At 70.3% G+C, this 17,413-nt stretch carries 17 protein-coding genes; 7 read left to right on the top strand and 10 right to left on the bottom strand.

Going from position 1 to position 17,413, the window contains the following annotated elements; all coding sequences use genetic code 11:
* Positions 1-13 precede the first annotated feature (13 nt).
* The 5 genes from ACIO52_RS28770 to ACIO52_RS28750 form a co-directional block, all read right to left on the bottom strand.
* A complete protein-coding gene (locus tag ACIO52_RS28770) occupies positions 14-1,549 on the bottom strand; it encodes a hypothetical protein (protein ID WP_402648227.1) in 1,536 nt (511 codons plus the stop codon).
* Positions 1,546-2,172, bottom strand: coding sequence for a hypothetical protein (locus ACIO52_RS28765; RefSeq protein WP_402648224.1), 627 nt, complete (start codon positions 2,170-2,172; stop codon positions 1,546-1,548). The genes ACIO52_RS28770 and ACIO52_RS28765 overlap by 4 nt, the downstream gene beginning before the upstream one ends.
* Positions 2,173-2,339: 167 nt before the next feature.
* Complete coding sequence (locus tag ACIO52_RS28760) at positions 2,340-3,725, bottom strand: lipase family protein (RefSeq protein WP_374104849.1); 1,386 nt, start codon at positions 3,723-3,725, stop codon at positions 2,340-2,342.
* Positions 3,726-3,819: 94 nt separating this feature from the next.
* A complete protein-coding gene (locus tag ACIO52_RS28755; RefSeq protein WP_218718191.1) occupies positions 3,820-4,446 on the bottom strand; it encodes a TetR/AcrR family transcriptional regulator in 627 nt (208 codons plus the stop codon).
* Between the two features lie 45 nt (positions 4,447-4,491).
* Positions 4,492-5,145 carry a LysE family translocator gene (locus tag ACIO52_RS28750; RefSeq protein WP_218718190.1) on the bottom strand — a complete coding sequence of 218 codons (654 nt, stop codon included), beginning with the start codon at positions 5,143-5,145 and terminating at the stop codon, positions 4,492-4,494.
* Positions 5,146-5,207: 62 nt separating this feature from the next.
* On the opposite strand from ACIO52_RS28750, the gene ACIO52_RS28745 reads away from it, so the two are divergent.
* From ACIO52_RS28745 to ppc, 3 genes are all read left to right on the top strand, one after another.
* The gene (locus ACIO52_RS28745) at positions 5,208-5,765 is read left to right on the top strand and encodes a sugar O-acetyltransferase (RefSeq protein ID WP_218718189.1); all 558 of its coding nucleotides are present in this window, start codon (positions 5,208-5,210) and stop codon (positions 5,763-5,765) included.
* Between the two features lie 56 nt (positions 5,766-5,821).
* Positions 5,822-6,244: a VOC family protein gene (locus ACIO52_RS28740; protein WP_402648219.1), complete on the top strand. Its 423-nt coding sequence runs from the start codon at positions 5,822-5,824 to the stop codon at positions 6,242-6,244.
* A 105-nt stretch (positions 6,245-6,349) separates the two neighbouring features.
* Positions 6,350-9,121 carry a phosphoenolpyruvate carboxylase gene (gene ppc, locus ACIO52_RS28735; protein ID WP_402648216.1) on the top strand — a complete coding sequence of 924 codons (2,772 nt, stop codon included), beginning with the start codon at positions 6,350-6,352 and terminating at the stop codon, positions 9,119-9,121.
* A gap of 3 nt (positions 9,122-9,124) precedes the next feature.
* Here ppc and ACIO52_RS28730 read toward each other — a convergent pair whose 3' ends face one another.
* The 4 genes from ACIO52_RS28730 to ACIO52_RS28715 all read right to left on the bottom strand — a co-directional run bounded on the left by ACIO52_RS28730 (position 9,125) and on the right by ACIO52_RS28715 (position 11,594).
* Positions 9,125-9,292: a hypothetical protein gene (locus ACIO52_RS28730; protein WP_218718186.1), complete on the bottom strand. Its 168-nt coding sequence runs from the start codon at positions 9,290-9,292 to the stop codon at positions 9,125-9,127.
* 104 nt (positions 9,293-9,396) lie between these two features.
* A complete protein-coding gene (locus ACIO52_RS28725; RefSeq protein WP_218718185.1) occupies positions 9,397-9,816 on the bottom strand; it encodes a RidA family protein in 420 nt (139 codons plus the stop codon).
* A gap of 6 nt (positions 9,817-9,822) precedes the next feature.
* Positions 9,823-10,593: an IclR family transcriptional regulator gene (locus ACIO52_RS28720; RefSeq protein WP_218718184.1), complete on the bottom strand. Its 771-nt coding sequence runs from the start codon at positions 10,591-10,593 to the stop codon at positions 9,823-9,825.
* Positions 10,590-11,594 carry a sugar kinase gene (locus ACIO52_RS28715; RefSeq protein WP_402648212.1) on the bottom strand — a complete coding sequence of 335 codons (1,005 nt, stop codon included), beginning with the start codon at positions 11,592-11,594 and terminating at the stop codon, positions 10,590-10,592. The genes ACIO52_RS28720 and ACIO52_RS28715 overlap by 4 nt, the downstream gene beginning before the upstream one ends.
* A 193-nt stretch (positions 11,595-11,787) precedes the next feature.
* Here ACIO52_RS28715 and ACIO52_RS28710 point away from each other — a divergent pair, with 193 nt between their 5' ends.
* Genes ACIO52_RS28710 through ACIO52_RS28695 form a run of 4 tightly spaced genes read left to right on the top strand, consistent with a single transcriptional unit; the run spans position 11,788 to position 16,810 of the window.
* Positions 11,788-13,065 (top strand): amino acid deaminase, encoded by a 1,278-nt coding sequence (locus tag ACIO52_RS28710; RefSeq protein ID WP_402648209.1) that lies wholly within the window; start codon positions 11,788-11,790, stop codon positions 13,063-13,065.
* A gap of 9 nt (positions 13,066-13,074) precedes the next feature.
* Complete coding sequence (locus ACIO52_RS28705) at positions 13,075-14,691, top strand: amidohydrolase family protein (RefSeq protein ID WP_218718201.1); 1,617 nt, start codon at positions 13,075-13,077, stop codon at positions 14,689-14,691.
* On the top strand, positions 14,688-15,329 hold the full coding sequence (locus ACIO52_RS28700; protein ID WP_218718181.1) for a bifunctional 4-hydroxy-2-oxoglutarate aldolase/2-dehydro-3-deoxy-phosphogluconate aldolase: 642 nt from the start codon (positions 14,688-14,690) through the stop codon (positions 15,327-15,329). The genes ACIO52_RS28705 and ACIO52_RS28700 overlap by 4 nt, the downstream gene beginning before the upstream one ends.
* A gap of 11 nt (positions 15,330-15,340) precedes the next feature.
* The gene (locus tag ACIO52_RS28695; RefSeq protein ID WP_218718180.1) at positions 15,341-16,810 is read left to right on the top strand and encodes a GntP family permease; all 1,470 of its coding nucleotides are present in this window, start codon (positions 15,341-15,343) and stop codon (positions 16,808-16,810) included.
* Here ACIO52_RS28695 and ACIO52_RS28690 read toward each other — a convergent pair.
* Positions 16,803-17,354, bottom strand: coding sequence for a TetR/AcrR family transcriptional regulator (locus ACIO52_RS28690; RefSeq protein ID WP_218718179.1), 552 nt, complete (start codon positions 17,352-17,354; stop codon positions 16,803-16,805). The genes ACIO52_RS28695 and ACIO52_RS28690 overlap by 8 nt on opposite strands.
* Positions 17,355-17,413 lie beyond the last annotated feature (59 nt).

Raw genomic sequence — 17,413 nt, 5'->3', positions numbered from 1 at the left:
CGGTGCCGCGACATCAGCGTCGATGCAGGGTGAGGTCCCACATCGCGACGTGGAATCGGCTGTCGGTGACGTCGACCGAGGTGTCGGTGAAGCGATGGCCGCCGAGGGCGTTGCCGACGAACTCGCGCACCGCGACCGGCTGGGCGTCGAGGGTGTCGAGCAGCCGCTGGGGTACCTCGACGGTGCCGTCGAAGACGCGCGGTTGGCCGGTGATGCCGGGCTGCTGCGGGGTCTGACGCAACCCGTCGACGGTGTGCAGGACGAGGTCGAGCCCGGTGCCGTCGGCGAAGTCGATGCGCAGGGGAGTGGCGGAGACGGCCTGGTCGAAGGAGCGCACCCGGGCGGTCCAGCCCAGCGCGGACGCGCCCTGATAGTCGTACGGCGACGGCGGTCCCAGTGTCTCCCCGGACCGATTCGCCGGTGAGTTCTGCAGTGCCGCACCGGCGAGTGGCTGATCGGTGGGCACGAAGCTCCACGCGGGATCGCTGAGCATCTTGCGCCAGTAGCCGGTGCGCCCGCCGTCGCGCCCCTCGACCCGCAGCTCGCGGGCGGCCGACCCGGGCGCGGTCCGGTGCACCGAGATGCGGTCGGTGATCTCGCCGGGCACCTTCGGCTGGGCGACCCAGTCCGGTGCGGGCAGCTGGATAGCGGCGTAGCGGCTGTCGACACGTTCGGCCGGCATGTCCGGCGCTTCGGGCAGCCCGCGCTGATCCTGGTAGGAGTAGCGGAAGAACACCTTGTCCGCGCCGGAGATGTCGAAATCGTAGAGGCGCGTGTAGAAGTCGCCGAACCGGTTGACGACCAGCGAGGTCGACGCGCTGGTCGACAGGGCCACCGCCTGGAAGCGCCCGCCCAGTGGCGTGCCCATCTCGTAGCTGTGATCCACCGGCAGCCACGGATCGACGTACTGGATCCGCTGACCACCGTGGGTCAGCGCGAACACGTGCGACACCTTCGCCCCGCCGACCGGATGTTGGTTGCCCGCCGTGTCGGTCCAGACGTGGTCCTCGGTGGGGGACAACACCGACCACGACCAGGTCAGCGTCCCCGGCGGCAGGGTGTTGCCCGGCCCGGTCCACAGTGGCGTGCCGTAGCGGCTGCTCCAATTCCAGTCCCTGGGCGCGCTGAGCGCGTGATCCATGGTGATGAACCGGCCGTCGTGGTCGATCAGCATCACCTCGTCGTCGTCGGCCGAGACGCCGGCGATCGTGCCCGCCAGGCAGCCCGGCAGCGCCACGGTGCGCCAGCCACCCAGGGCCGTGGCCTCTTTCACGTAGACGTTGCCGTCGCGGGTGGCGAAGCTCCAGCGCCGGTTGAACGACTCGGTGGTCGAGCGCAGGTGCACCTGCTCGGGCAGGGCGACCGTCGCGGGGGCGAGATCGGCCAGGCCGGCGGTGGATTCGTCGACCGTCACCTCCGGTGTGCCGACCGTGCCGACCGGCAGACAGCCCGGATCGGCGACCGTCGCCGAGGGGGTCGTCACCCCGGCGAATACCAGTCCGGCCGTCGCGAGCAGCACACCACGCCGGACGGCGCGCCCGCGCCTCACAGCCACCCCGCCGCGCCGAAGGCGATCAGGGCGATCGCGTCGATGCCGAAGATGGTGCCGACCACCAGCGCCTTGGTCCGCACGTTGGGCAGGTCGTACACGGAGAAGCAGACGGCGAAGAACGGCACGTAGCCGATGATCCAGATGAGGAACGGGAAGCCCGGCTGCCACCACGACCAATCCCAGGTGAGCACACCCGCCTTGTTCAGCAGCACCTCGACGCCGACCGCGGCGGCGGAGTTCACCGCGATGAGCACCGGCCGGTTCGGCAGCCCGAAGATCCGGGTCTGCCTGGGCGGCAGCATCTTCGCTGCCGCGACGCCCATGATCGCGAACATGAAGCAGATCTCGATATTGAGCCCGATCAGGATCTGATACGCCGTCGGCCCGCTCGCGCCCCAGACCGGCGCACGGTCGGTGAGGTGGAAGACCAGCGAGTTCCAGATCTCGTTGAACCAGTCCATGCCCCACAGCGCCAGCCCGGCGAACAGTACGTTCCAGTTCCGGCGCTCGACCTCGACCGCGTAGATGTAGATGACCATCAGCAAGAGCGGAATGACATACCACGTGAACTGACCCGCATCGCGGAGTATCTCCAGCGCGGCCCGTGCGTTGTCGGTCACCGGGCACCTCCTGCTCATGAGCGACGAATTCGGCGAGTATGATACAAATCAACATCGAACGTCAATATGTATCGCCGAGTTGGTCGGTGGGCGGAGTGTCGGCGAAGGTTCCTTCGCCGCAAGAGGTTTCGCCGGGGTGCGGGTCTCGGCCGCACCCCGGCGGGTGTTCAGCGGCTGCCCAGTGGCGTGCCGAAGAGGGTGGCGAACTTCGCCGCGAGGGTGTCGCCGAGGAAGTCGAGCGCGCCCGGTGTGGCGGCCATGGTGCCCGCGTCGGAGGTGGTGCAGCCGGTGGTGGCGGGGATGCCGTCGAGTCGCTCGCGCAGCCACAGCAGCGCTGCGGGGCCGCCGACCACCTCGGCGACGATGTGCTCGCTGGCGTGGTCGCGGGTGTAGGTGACCGAGGCCTTCGGGTCCCGGCAGTACGTGTCGACCAAGGTGTCGGTCGCGCCCAGCGGCAGGATCTCGTCCCACGCGGAGTGCCACAGGAACATCGGCATATCGGGGGTGGACTTGCCCATGCGGGTGGCCTCGAGCATCGTCGCGACCGGCGGGTCGTCCAGCGGGTTGCCGTCGGAGCCGATCATGCCGGTCAGGTTGAGGAACGGCAGCAGCGCCGACTGGTACTGCACGCACAGCGGCGACTTGATCGCGGACAGGCCCCTGCCGAGTGGATCGAGCCGCTGCTCGAGATAGGCGGCGAAGTCCGGGTACTCGCGGGTGAGGCCGAGGACCGCGGCGAAGACCAGGCCCGAGGTGAGCTGGTTGTTCGCCATGCTCAGCGCGGCGCCCAGATCGGCGCCCACCCCGCCCTCGGCCGCGCCCACGATGTTCAGTTCGGGGGCATAGGTGGCCTTCAGTTCGGCGGCGTGACCGGTCGCGATCGAGCCGCCGGAGTAGCCGTAGAGCCCGACCGGTGCGGTCGGCCCCACCTCGAGCGGTGCGAAGGAGGTCGCCGCGCGAATGCCGTCGAGGGTGATCCGCCCGGCCAGTGGTCCGGCCGCGTACGCCGAATTCGGGCCCTGGTGGTCGGGAACGACGACGGCCCAGCCCTGCGCCAGCGCGGCCTGGGCGAACAGGAACTCGGCGGGCACGACGATCTGGCCCGCCAGTGGGGCCACCGAAAGATGTTGCAGCGCATAGGAGGGCGCGCAGTAGCCCGCGGTCGAGTCCTCGGCGAGCTGCACCGAGAGCAGCTTGCGCGGTTGCGGCGCCTGGCCGCGCGGCTTGATCACGGTGGCGACCGCGGGGATCGCCTCGTCGCGGCTGTTGTTGGAGCGGTAGGACACCTGCCAGGCGTCGACGTCGATCGGCAGCACGCCGAAATCGGCGATGCGCACCTGCCGGGCGGCGATGATCGCGCCCGGCGCCGTGGCCGCCACGACCTCGGCGGGCGGCAGGTAGAAGCCCGGATCCAGTTCGGGCGGGAGCGGAATCACCGGGGCGGGGGCCACGGCGGCCGGTTCGGCCGCGACCGGTCCGGCCACCACGACCGTGGCGGCCGCGAGTACGCCCGTGGCCAGGGCCATCCATCGCAGAGCGAAGGGAGATCTCATCGTGCACAGTCCTCACGTGAATTGAGACGCCTTCGTCTCAATGACGGCTACTATGGCACGGGTGTGGCGTAGATCGCAATCAGCGGTCGGGTGACTAGGCCGCGGTCAAGGCATTGAGCAGCGTGGAGAACACGTCGACGAGCTCGTCCACGGGTGGGCGCGGGTCGTCCAGACTCCACTGATGCACCGCGCCGTTGACGGCGCCGATGAACGCGGCCATCGCGACGCGCCAGCCACCCGGCGGTATCCGCACCCCGTCGCGTCCCTGCGCGATCGCGGCGACCACCTCGCCCCACTGGTCGCGGACCTGCGCGCGATGGGCCTCGATCGCGGGGCTCACCCCGACGATCTCCACGAAAGCCACGGTGACGCAGCGGATATCGTCGGTGATCGCCTTCGTGTAGGCGCGCACGGCGGCGTCGATGAGCGCGCGCAGGTCGTCGGTGTCGGCCGCGGCCAGCGCCGCGGCGACCGCGTCCCTGGCCTTGCCCTGCACCGAGTCGTAGACCGCGACGAGGAGTTCCTCGCGTCCGGCGAACTGCTCGTAGAACTGCCGCCGCGACAGTCCGGCCGCCGCGCACACGTCGGTCAGCGAACTGTTGGCGTACGACTTCTCCGCGAACACGGTCAGCCCCGCCTCGATGAACAGCGCGCGGCGCTCGATCTGCCGCTCGGCGACCGAGGTACCGGTGTAGTTGTGTCGGGTGCGCGCTGTCGTCACGACATCGACCCTACGTTCGCGGCGACGCCGCGGCATCCACGGAGGTCAGTCCTTGCGCCCCGTGAAGGCCAGCGAGGTGCCGAGTCCGATCATCATCAGCCCGCTGGTGCCGCCGACCGCGGCCAGCCGGCGCGGCGTGCGGGCCAGCCAGCCGCGCACGGAATCCGCCGCGAGCGCCCACAGCGTGTCGAAGATCAGCCCGAACAACGGGATGCAGATGCCGAGCACCAGCATCTGCTGCGGGACGCCACCGCGGGCGGTATCGACGAACTGCGGCAGCAGCGCCGCCAGGAACACGATGGTCTTCGGATTGGCGAAGCCGACGACGAACCCGTCACGCAGCACCGCGACGGTGGAATAGCCGGGCCCGGCCTGGCCGGGCTGTAGCGCCCTGGCCAGGTCGCTCCGGTGCCGGATCGCCTGGATTCCCAGATAGACCAGATACAGCGCGCCGACCAGTTTGACGGCCGTGAACACCGCCACCGAGGTCGCCACGAGTGCGCCGAGCCCGACCGCGACCGCTACGACCTGCACGTACACCCCGGCCGAATTGCCGACCACGGTCAGTATCGCCGCCCGCCTGCCGACCGTGAGGGCCCGGCTGATCGTGAACAGCACACTCGGCCCCGGAACCACGACGAGCAGCAAGGCCAACCCCGCGAAGGACGCGAGATGCGTCATCGACACCATGCTGATCAACGCTAACGATCCGGCTCCCGGCAGGCAATGGCACGACACCGACCACACCTACACTCGCCGCCATGGGCGAGCAGAAGCAACGGATGCTGAGCGGGCAGTGGTACAAGGACAGCGATCCGGAACTGGTGGGCGAACGGCAGCGGGCGCAGCGGCTGTGCGACGAGTTCAACCGGACCGGACCCGACGAGACCGAGCGCCGCACCCGGTTGCTGGGTGACCTGCTGGGCAAACTGGGCGAGGGATCGTGGATCATGCCCCGGTTCCAGTGCGACTACGGCTATCTCGTCGAGATCGGCTCGAACAGCTTCCTCAACTACGACGCGATCCTGCTCGACTGCGCGCCGATCGTCATCGGCGACGACTGCTCGATCGGGCCGCGCTGTCAGCTGCTGACCGCCCTGCACCCGATGGACGACCACGAAAAACGCAGGCAGCGTTGGGAATCCGCGGCACCGATCCGGATCGGTGACAACGCGTGGTTCGGCGGCGGGGTGATCGTGTGCCCCGGGGTGACCATCGGTGACGACGTCGTGGTCGGCGCGGGCAGCGTGGTCACCCGGGACCTGCCCGACCGGGTGTTCGCGGCGGGCAATCCGGCGCGGGTCATCCGGTCGCTGTAGGGGTGCTGGATACGCTGAACCGCACGCACACGATCTCGGCATCGAAGGAGACACCCATGCGCCACGGAGAAGATCTCGCGCTCACCCACGTCATGCTGCTGGTCGGCGACCAGGACGAGGCCAAGACGTTCTATGAGGACGTGATCGGCCTCGAGGTCCGCACCGATATGCCGTTCGTCGACGACGCGCGCTGGCTGTCGGTGGGTCCGGTCGGCCAGCCCACCATCGAATTCGTCCTCGAGGTTCCGCAGATGGCGCCCGACGAGGCCCGCCGCGCCGCCGCTGGGGCCCGGCTCGACGGCGGGATGCAGTCGACGATCATCTTCGCCACCGACGACGTCGACGCCACCTTCACCCGGATCCGAGACCTCGGCGGCACCGTCGCCCAGCCCCCGGTCGACCAGCAGTACGGCCGCGACTGCGCCTTCGTCGACCCCTGGGGCAACCAGATCCGCTTCACCGGTCGCCGGAAGGGCTGATCGAGGCCGCGTGGTGCTCGGCGCGGCCGAGCACCACGGGCGTCGTGGCCGGGCGGGGCGCGTCGCCGGGTCGCGAGACGGCGACGGCGGCAATACTGTCTTTCCATGGGCGAATCGCGAATCGTGCAGGAGCAGGAAGCCACCCGGCCGCTGCGCGAGGACATCCGGTTTCTCGGCGGCATCCTGGGTGACACCATCCGCGACCACGAAGGGCCGGAGGTGTTCGACCTGATCGAGCGGGTGCGCACCGAGGCGTTCCGGGTGCGTCGCGAGGAGGTCGAACGCAGCGCGGTCGCCGACATGCTCGACGGCACGCCCACCGAGACCGCGATTCCGCTGATCCGGGCATTCAGCTACTTCGTGCTGCTGGCCAATCTCGCCGAGGACATCCAGCGCGACCGGCGCCGCGCCGCGCACGTCTCGGCGGGCGAGCCGCCGCAGGACTCCTCGCTGGCGGCCACCTACGCCAAGCTCGACGCGGCCGCGCTCGACGGCACGACGGTGGCCGAGCTGCTCACCGACGCGCTGGTCTCCCCGGTGATCACCGCGCATCCGACCGAGACCCGCAGGCGCACCGTCTTCGACGTGCAGGCCAAGATCACCGAACTGATGCGGCTGCGGCGCAGGCTCGAACCCGGCGACCCCGGCTTCGACGATTCCGAACTGCGGATCCGTCGCGAAGTCCTCACGCTGTGGCGCACGGCGCTGATCCGCCTGGCGCGCCTGCGAATCCAGGACGAGATCTCGGTCGGCCTGCGCTACTACGACCTGACCCTCTACGACGTCATCCCGGCGATCAACGCGCAGGTGCGTGCCGCGCTGCGCTCGCGCTGGCCCGAGGCCGACCTGCTGCCCCGCCCGATCCTGCGCCCCGGCTCGTGGATCGGCGGCGACCGGGACGGAAACCCGTTCGTGACAGCGGAAGTCGTGCACACCGCGGCCCAGCAGGCCGCCGCCTACGCCTTCGGCCGGTACCTGGACGAGCTGGTCGAACTGGAGAAGACGCTGTCGCTGTCGGCCCGGCTGGTCCAGGTGAGCCCGGCGGTCGCCGCGCTCGCCGAGGCCGGCTACCCCGACCCGGCCGTCTTCGCCGACGAGCCGTACCGCCGTGCGCTGCACGCGATCCGGGCCCGGCTCAGTGCCACCGCCGAGCTGGCGCTGGGCACGCTGCCCGACAACGGTCTGGCCGCGGGTGCCCCGCCGTACGTCACCCCGCAGGCGGTCCTCGACGACCTCGACGCGGTCGACCTCTCGCTGCGCGCCGGCGGTGACGCCCTGCTCGCCGACGACCGCCTCGCCGCGCTGCGCCACGCCGTCGAGACCTTCGGCTTCCATCTGCAAGCCCTGGACCTGCGGCAGAACTCCGAGGTGCACGAGCAGGTCGTCACCGAGCTGCTGGCCTGGTCGGGCGTGCACGCCGACTACCCGAGTCTGTCCGAGGCGCAGCGCGTGGAGCTGCTGTCGAACGAATTGCGCACCCGCCGACCGCTGCTCGGCCCGCACGCGCAGCTGAGCGAGCTCGCCGCCAAGGAACTGGGCGTGCTGCGCGCGGGCAAAGAGGTGATCGATACCTTCGGCGCCGCCGCCATCCCGAACTACATCATCAGCATGTGCACCTCGGTCAGCGACATGCTCGAGGCGGCGCTGTTGCTCAAGGAAGCGGGCATCCTGGATCCGGGCACCGCCGAGGGCACACCGAGCAGCCCGGTCGGCATCGTCCCGCTGTTCGAGACCATCGAGGACCTGGGCGCGGGCGCGGCGACGTTGGCGGCGGTGCTGGACGTTCCGGTGTATCGCGAGCTGGTCGCCGCGGCGGGGATGCGGCAGGAGGTGATGCTCGGGTACTCGGATTCGAACAAGGACGGCGGCTACCTGGCCGCGAACTGGGCGCTGTACCGGGCGGAGCTGGATCTGGTGGAGGTGGCGCGCAAGTCGGGCATCCGCTTGCGGCTGTTCCACGGTCGCGGCGGCACCGTCGGCCGAGGTGGCGGCCGCAGTTACGACGCCATCCTGGCCCAGCCCGCTGGCGCGGTGCAGGGCTCGCTGCGGCTGACCGAACAGGGCGAGGTGATCGCCGCGAAGTACTCCGAACAGGGCGCGGCCCACCGCAATCTGGAGTCGCTGATCGCCGGCACCCTGGAATCGACCCTGCTGGACGTGGAGGGCCTCGGCGAGGACGCCGAGCCTGCCTACGAACTGCTCGACGATCTGGCGGCCCGGGCCCGCGCCGCCTACGGGCGGCTGGTGCACGACACGCCGGGCTTCGTCGAGTACTTCCGGCAGTCCACCCCGGTCGCCGAGGTCGGCGACCTCAATATCGGCAGCCGCCCGGCCTCGCGCAAACCCACCAACTCGGTGGCCGATCTGCGCGCGATCCCGTGGGTGATGGCCTGGAGCCAGGCGCGCGTCATGCTGCCGGGCTGGTACGGCACGGGCACCGCGCTCGCGGACTGGGTCGGCGAGGACCCGCAGCGGCTGGCCCGGCTCACCGATCTCTACCGGCGCTGGCCGTTCTTCCGGACGGTGCTGTCGAACCTGGCGCAGGTGATGGCCAAGAGCGATCTCGACATCGCCGCCCGCTACGCCGACCTGGTCGAGGATCCGGCGCTGCGCGCGCAGATCTTCGGGATGATCCGCGACGAGCACGCCCGCACCATCCGCATGTACCTGGCCGTGACCGGCCACGAGGAACTGCTCAGCGACAACCCGTCACTGGCGGAATCGATCCACAATCGCTTCCCCTACCTGGAACCGCTCAATCAGCTCCAGGTGGATCTGTTGCGCAGGCTGCGCGGCGGTGACGATTCCGAACTGGTGAAGCGGGGCATCCTGCTCACCATGAACGGACTGGCCACCGCCTTGCGCAACTCGGGCTAGCCGCTAGAGGCAGACGGTGACGGTGACCGGGCCGACCGGGATACCGACGCAGACGGCGACCGAGCCGACGACGGGCTCGGCGGCGGCGGCCGAGGCGGTACCAGCGCCGACGGTGATCACGGACAGGGCGAGTGCGGCGACAGCGAGCGGGCGGGCGATCTTGGCGAACATGGCGGATCCTCGGGTAGAACGGGCGGAACAGCCCCCGCAGGGGCCGCCCCATCTCAACACGGGGTGCTGCGTGATGTCGGAGACATCACCGGAAACGCTGTGGCTCAGTCTGTTACGACGGCGATGGCGTCGATCTCGACCAGCATCTCCGCCCGCGGCAAGCCGGTGAAGACGGTGGTCCGCGCCGGCAGCACGTCACCGGTCGTGTGCTTGGTGACGAATTCACCATACGCCTGGTTCATGACGGCGAAATCCTCCCTTCGGGTGAGGTAGACGCGCAGCATCACCACGTCGTCGAAGGTGGCGCCGGAGGCATCGACGATGGCCTTGACGTTCATCAGCGTGCGGGTGGTCTGGGCGGCGACGTCGCCGGGGTGCAGGTACTCGTTGGTCTCCGGGTCGACGGGTCCCTGGCCCGAGACCTGCACGAACGGGCCCTTGCGGACACCCTGGGAGAAGGTGTGCGCGGGCGCGGGGGCGTCGGCGGTGCGCACGGCGATCTTCTCGGACTTGTCGGTACCCATGGCAGTTCAGCCTTTCCTCGCGGTGACGTCTCGGTGGGGGGCCCAGCCGAGTTCGGTGGAGATGGCGTCGGCGGTCGCCCTGACCTGCGGCAACAGCGCCAGCACCTGATCGTGGTCGAGCAGCACGTCGGGTACCGAGACCGACACGGCGGCCACCACCGCGCCGATTCCGTCGCGCACCGGCACGCCGATGCAATTGACGAAGCTCTCGTGTTCCTCGTGGTCCTCGGCATAGCCCTGCGCGGCGACCAGTTCCAGCTCGGCCAGATACTGCTCGGGCGTGCGCAGGGTGCGGGTGGTGAAGGGGTGGTAGTCCAGCCGCGCGGCGACGGCGCGCCACTCGGCCCGGGGCAGGGCCGCGACCAGGACCTTGCCGACCGCCGTGCAGTGCAGCGGCGCGGGTCGGCCGATCCGGGAGTACATCCGGACGGCCTGTTCGGCGTCGACCTTGTCGATGTAGACGGCGTCACCGGATTCGTAGGCGGCCAGGTGGACGGTCTGTCCGGTGGCGGCGCCGAGCGCGCTCAGATGCGGCCGGGCCACGGTGCGGACATCGCGGTTCTCCAGCGCGTGACTGGCCAGTTCGAACATGCGGGTGCCGAGCGAGTACCGGTGGGCGTTGTCGCGCACGACGAAGCGCTCGGCCTGCATCGTCTGGAGCAGTCGCAGCACCGTGGACTTGTGCACGCCGAGCCGCCCGGCCAGCTCGTCGAGGGACTGCGAGTCCTCGCCGAGGGCGATGAGAATGGACAGGGCCCGCGACACGCTTTGACTCATGGCCTGATCGTCCCATCCAGTGCGTCCGGATAGCGCAGCCCGGCCCACGCCGCCGCCGGCAGCTGCGCGAGTCGCCGAATGTCGTGTACCGGAGGAATTTTCGCCGCGTCACCGGTGGCGGTGAGGGCGGCGGCGGCACACAGGTGGCCGTAGCGCAGCCGGGTGCGCAGATCCGCCTCGTGCAGGAGCGCGGCGAGGTAGCCGCCGGCGAAAGCGTCACCGGCGCCGATTCTCTCGGTGATCTCGAGTGCCAGCGCGGGTACCTCGACGACGGCGTCGCCGTCGAATCCGGTGACGGTGTGCTTGTCGTTCTTGACGATCAGCTGGGCCGGTTCGGGAAACAGCGCGCGCAGTGCGCCCGGATCGCCGGTGCCGAAGATCTCCTCGGCCTCGTCGGCGCCGAGCAGCGCCACGTCGGCGCCGCGGACGTGCGCGGCGAGTTCGTCGGCGGCCTCGGCGATCCGCGAACCCCACAGCGCCGGGCGGTAATTCAGGTCGAAGCTCACCAGCCGCCCGCGCCGGGGCAGCGCGATCAACGTGCGGGTCAACTGGTTCGCCGACTCCGACAGCGCCGGGGTGATGCCGGTGAAGTGCACCAGGTCGGTGCTGTCGAGCAGGCCGGCCGCCGCCCGGGTCGCGAGATCGGCGGGGGACAGGGCGCTGGCGGCGGACCCAGCGCGGTAGTAGTGCATCCGGCTGGCGTGGGCGGGCAGGTCGTGGGTGGCGCCCGACCCGCTGCCGCGCTCCTTGACGTAGAGGCCGGTCGGCCGGCCCGGATCGACGGCGACCGCGCCGACATCGACCCCCTGGCTCGCCAGCTGCGCGACCAGATAGCGGCCGAAGCCGTCGTCACCCACGCGCGAGAGCCACGCCGCCGCGACCCCGAGCTGGGTGAGCACGGTGGCCACATTGGCCTCGGCGCCGCCGGCGCTCCGGTCGAAAGACGGGGACTGCTCCAGCGGGCCGGGCCGGGCCACGAGCACGGCCAACCCCTCGCCCACGGTGACCGCCCTGGGTGGCGCTGATGTTGCCTGGGTCACCTTTTCTGCCCTTCCGTGGTTGCGGTCACTGCCTCTGGGATGCACAATAACGAGCGGAAACATTCAGTGCAACCAGCGTTGCGCATTATGCAATGTCTACCCGATATGACCGGCCGGCCGGGAAACCCGCGGGCGATCGACGGAAAGGGATGCTGTGACGATCGACAACGCCGTCGTGGACGCGCTCGCCGACGAGGCGATCGGCCCGCGCGACAAGAGCGTGCCGCCCGCGGCCTGGGGTCGGACCGTGCGCGAATACCTCGCGGACGCACCGGAACTGGATCGTTGGGAAACGCCACTGCTCACCCTCGACCGCGGTCTGCTGGCGGACAACATCGCGCTGATGGCGCGCTGGACCGCGGCCGCGGGCGTCGCGCTGGCGCCGCACGGCAAGACCACGATGGCGCCCCAGCTCTGGCGCGCCCAGCTCACAGCGGGATCCTGGGCGATCACGCTGGCCACCGGCTGGCAGGCTCAGCTCGCGCGCTCGTTCGGGGTCGGGAGGATCATGCTGGCCAACGCGCTCGTCGATCCGGCCGCCCTGACCTGGGTCGCCGCCGAATCCGCGCGCGATGCCGGGTTCGAGTTCTACTGCTGGGCCGACAGTGTCGCCACCGTCGAACTGATGGACAAGCTCCTGCGCGACACCCCGCCCAGCCCGCGGGTCCGGGTGCTGGTCGAACTCGGCGGCCCGCACGGGCGCACCGGCGCGCGGTCCCGTGCCGAAGCGCACGCCGTCGCGGCCGCGCTGCGGGCCAGTGACCGGCTCGCGCTCGCCGGCGTCGGGGGATACGAGGGCGCGCTGGCCCACGATCGCAGCAGTGCGGGCATCGCCGCCGTGCGCGGCTATCTCGGCGAACTGGCCGCCCTGCACACCGAACTCGTCGCCGCCGGGGCCTACCCCGGCCCGGCGATCGTGACCGCGGGTGGCAGCGCCTATCCCGAACTCGTCGTCGAGGAACTGGCCGGACTGGCCGACGCGACCACCACGGTCGTCCTGCGCAGCGGCGCCTACCTCGTCCACGACGACGGCTTCTACGCCGGCATCTCCCCGCTGGCCGCGCCCGCCGTCGACCCCGGCCTGCGGGCCGCGATGCACGGCTGGGCCCGCGTGGTCTCCCGGCCGGAACCGGAACTGGCGCTGCTCGACGGCGGCAAACGCGACTTCCCCTTCGACGAGGGCCTGCCGGTCCCGCAGCTGGTGGTCGGCGGGGCGCTGCCCGCGGGCGCGCACGTCAGCGCGCTCAACGATCAGCACACCTTCCTGCGCCTGCCCGGCGCCGATGCCGCCGATCTGCCGGTCGGCAGCATCGTGCGGCTCGGGCTGTCGCATCCGTGCACCGCGTTCGACAAGTGGCGGCTCATCCCGGTGATCGACGACGCCGCCGCGCAGCGCCCGCGTGTGGTCGACCTGATCCGTACCTTCTTCTGACCGATGACCATGACCGACTTGCTGTTTCGCGACATCGACATCGTCGACGGCACCGGCGACCCGCACCGCCGCGGCGACGTCCTGGTCCGGGCCGGGCGCATCGCCGAGGTGGCGGCGCCGGGATCGATCGATGCCACCACCGCGCGAGTGATCGCGGTGCGGCCTGGCTCGGTGCTGAGCCCCGGATTCATCGACATGCACGCGCATTCGGACCTCTACCTGCTGACCCACCCCGAGCACTTCCCGAAGATCACCCAGGGCGTCACCACCGAGGTGATCGGCCAGGACGGCCTGTCCTACGCCCCGATCGACGACGCCGCGCTCGCGGTGGTGCGCAAGCAGATCGCCGGGTGGAACGGCAACCCAGCCGACTTCGATTTCTCCTGGCGCACGGTCGGGGAGTACCTGGACCGGCTCGATCAGGGCATCACGCCCAATGCCGCCTACCTGGTGCCGCAGGGCACGCTGCGCCTGCTCGTCGTCGGCAGCGACCGGCGTCCGGCCACCACCGCCGAGATCGACCGGATGTGCGCGCTGCTGGCCCAGAGCCTCGACGAGGGCGCGGTCGGCATGTCCAGCGGGCTCACCTACACCCCCGGCATGTACGCCGACACCGGCGAACTCGCCGCGCTGTGCGCGGTCGTCGCCTCCTACGGCGGCTTCTACGCCCCGCACACCCGCTCCTACGGCGCCGGCGCGCTGGAGGCCTACGCGGAGATGATGGGACTGGCGAAGGCCACCGGCTGCGCGCTGCACCTGACCCACGCCACGATGAACTTCGGCGTGAACCGCGGCCGCGCACCGGAATTCCTCGCGCTGGTCGCCCGGGCCCGGGCCGACGGCTGCGACGTCACCCTCGACACCTATCCCTACCTGCCCGGCTCGACCACGCTGTCGGCGCTGCTGCCGAGCTGGGCGATGTCGGGCGGGCCGGATGCCGCGCTGGCCCGGCTCGACGACCCCGCCGAACGCGCGAGGATCACCGCGGACGTGAACGTCCACGGGTCCGACGGATGCCACGGCGTCACCGTCGAATGGGAGACCATCCAGATCAGCGGCGTCGGCGACGACGCGCTGTCGGCCTACGTCGGACGCACCGTCGACCGGATCGCCGCCGACGAGAACCGGGCGCCGGTCGAGGTCTTCTTCGATCTGTTGCGCCGCGACCAGCTGGCGACCACGATCCTGCAGCACGTCGGCCACGAGGAGAACGTGCGCGCGATCATGGTCGACGCGGGCCACATGGGCGGCAGCGACGGCCTGCTCGTCGGCGCCCGGCCGCACCCGCGCGCCTGGGGTACCTTCCCGCGCTACCTGTCCCGCTACGTCCGCGAGCTCGGCGTGCTCGGGCTGGAGGAGTGTGTGCACCACCTCACCGGCAGGCCCGCCGCCCGGCTGCGACTGGCCGAACGCGGGCTGATCCGTCCCGGGCACGCCGCCGACCTGGTCGTCTTCGACCCGGCGACGATCCACGACACTGCGACCTTCGACCATCCCCGACAACAGGCACGTGGCATCCAGCATGTGCTGGTCAACGGCGAATTCGCGCTGGAGAACGGCAGCGCGACCGGAGTGCGTGCCGGTCGCGCGCTGCGGATGGACGCCACCCGAGAGGAGACCCGATGAACCCGCTGCAGAGCTCGTCGTCCGAAGCGCTGGCGGTGATCCGCGCCGACCGCGCGCTCACCGTGGTGCGCGCACCGGCCATCCCCGACCCGGTCGCGCTCGCCGAAGCCCTGGCCGGTGCGGGCATCCGCGCGGTCGAGCTCACCTTCACCACCCTCGGTGTGCTCGACGCCGTGCGCAAGGCCTCGGCGGTGAGCGCCGCCGTGATCGGCGTCGGCACCGTGACCACCCGCGATCAGGCCGAAGCCGCGATCGAGGTGGGGGCGAAGTTCCTGGTGACGCCCGCGCTGCGCCCCGAGGTGGCCGAGGTCGCCATCGCGCACGGCATTCCGGTCGTGATGGGTGCGTTCACCCCGTCGGAGGTGCTCGCGGCCGTCGAGATGGGTGCGGCCGCGGTCAAGATCTTCCCGGCACGCGCGCTCGGCCCCGCCTATCTGAAGGATCTGCTCGGTCCGTTCCCGCACGTGTTCCTGATCCCCTCCGGTGGCGTCAACTCCCACAACGCCCGCGATTTCCTGCGGGCGGGAGCGATCGCCGTCACCGCGGGCACCGAAGTGGTCGCCCCGCTGGACGTCGCGAGTTCGCGCTGGTCCCACATCGGCTCCAAGGCCGCTCGCTTCGTCCATTCGCTTGATTGAGAGGTATCCCCATGGGCGCCACTGTCGACTGGTTGCGCACCACCACCCCCGGGTTGCTGGTGCTGTGCGGTCTCGCGATCGCCGTGCTACTCATCGCCATCATCAAGGTCAAACTGGAGCCGTTCGTCGCGCTGCTGCTGACCGGTCTGTTGCTGGCACTGGCCGCCGGACTCCCGGTTTCCCAGATCGTCGGCACACCGCTGAAAGCCGGTGAGTCACTGCTGGAAACCGGCTTCGGCGGCATCCTCGGGCACATCGCCGTCATCATCGGTCTGGGCACCGTGCTCGGCGCGATCCTCGAACGATCCGGTGGCGCCGACGTGCTCACCGACAAGCTGCTGAAGACCTTCGGCGAGAAGGGCGCTCCCGTCGCGATGGGTCTGCTCGGCCTCATCTTCGGCATCCCCGTCTTCTTCGACATCGGCATCTTCGTGCTCGCGCCGCTGGTCTACGTCGCCGCCAAGCGTGGCGGGCGCTCGCTGGTGCTCTACGCCATGCCGATGCTGGCCGGTCTGTCGATGACGCACGCCTTTCTGCCGCCGCACCCCGGTCCGGTCGCGCTGGGCGGTCTGCTCGGGGTGAGCCTGGGCTGGCTGATCGTGATGGGATTCGTCTGTGGCATCCCGGGTTTCCTCGCCGCCGGCATCGTGTGGGGCACCTGGATCGGAAAGCGCGTGCAGGTCGACGTGCCCGCCGAGTTCCTGCCGCTCGAGCCGCCCGGCGCGGGCACCGGCGACGGTGCCGACGGTGCCATCGGCGCCGATTCCGTCGGCGGATCCGGCGGCACGGCCGTGCTGACCAAGTCGCCGCCCTCGGTCGCCCTGATCGGGTCGATCATCGCGATCCCGCTGGTACTGATCCTCGGCGCCACCTTCGGTTACCAACTGCTGGACAAGGATTCGGCGCTGCTGCAGGTCCTCACCTTCTTCGGCACGCCGGCGGTCGCGCTGCTCATCACCGTGCTGGTGGCGTTCTATCTGCTCGGTATCCGGCGCGGCTCGACCGTGCAGGAACTGAGCACCATCACCGCCGAATCGCTCAAGCCGGTGGGCATGGTGCTGCTGGTGGTCGGCGCGGGCGCCTTCTTCGGCAAGGTCATCTCCGCCACCGGGATCGGCACCGCGCTCGCCGACACCATGTCCGCGGCCGGGTTGCCGGTGATCGTGCTGTCCTACCTGATCAGCTGCGGTCTGCGGATCGCCCAGGGGTCGGCGACGGTCGCGATCGTCACCACCGGTGGCATCGTCGCGCCCCTGGTGACCGAGCAGGGCTACTCGCAGATGTCGATCGCGTTGATCGCCATGGCGATCGCGGCGGGCTCGATCATCGCCAGCCACGTCAACGACGGCGGCTTCTGGATCATCTCGAAGTACTTCAACATGACCGTGAAGCAGACGTTGCAGACCTGGACCGTCCTCGAGACCATCCTCTCGGTGGTGAGTTTCGCGGTGGCGGCGGTGCTGTTCGCCGTCGTCAGCTGACGGTCAGGGCGCCGACCAGTCGGCGCAGCGCGGCGCGGGGATCGGTCTCGGTTCCCGCGCCGCCGAGCCGGTGCACGACGACTCCGTCGAGATAGTCGACCAGGATCGACGTGTCCCCGGGGTCGATCCCGACCTGCGCCGCCATCCCGATCGCCCATTCCCGGAGCCGGTGATGCCCGCGCTGCAGTGATGCGTGCAGTGCGGGCATCGTCTGCGCCTCGCCGAACAGTGCGAACCTGGCCAGGGTGCGGGTCCGATCGGGGCCGGTGGCGTGCAGGATGAACAGGGCGAGGCCCTCGACGAGGTGCTCGATCGTGGCGGGGCCGAGCAGGCGGTTCAGCGTCGTCCAGTCGGTGCGGTCGCGTTCCTCGAGCCGTTCGGCGACCCCGACCAGCAGCGCTTCGCGGGTGCGGAAGTAGTTCGACGCCGATCCGCTGGGGACGCCCGCCGCTTCGTCGGCCGCGCGGTGGGTGAGTGCTCGCGGCCCCCGGGTCCCCAGCACCTCGATCGCGGCGTCGAGTATCTGTTCGCGTTTCGTGGCCACCCGGAGAGACTACACCCGTAGTGATGAACACTACATCGGTAGTCGAAGTCACTACGGCA

Source organism: Nocardia sp. NPDC087230, assembly GCF_044744725.1.
GTDB lineage: Bacteria > Actinomycetota > Actinomycetes > Mycobacteriales > Mycobacteriaceae > Nocardia > Nocardia canadensis.
The sequence above is the reverse complement of the archived record's forward strand: the minus strand, read 5'-3'. Positions and strand labels throughout refer to the sequence as shown.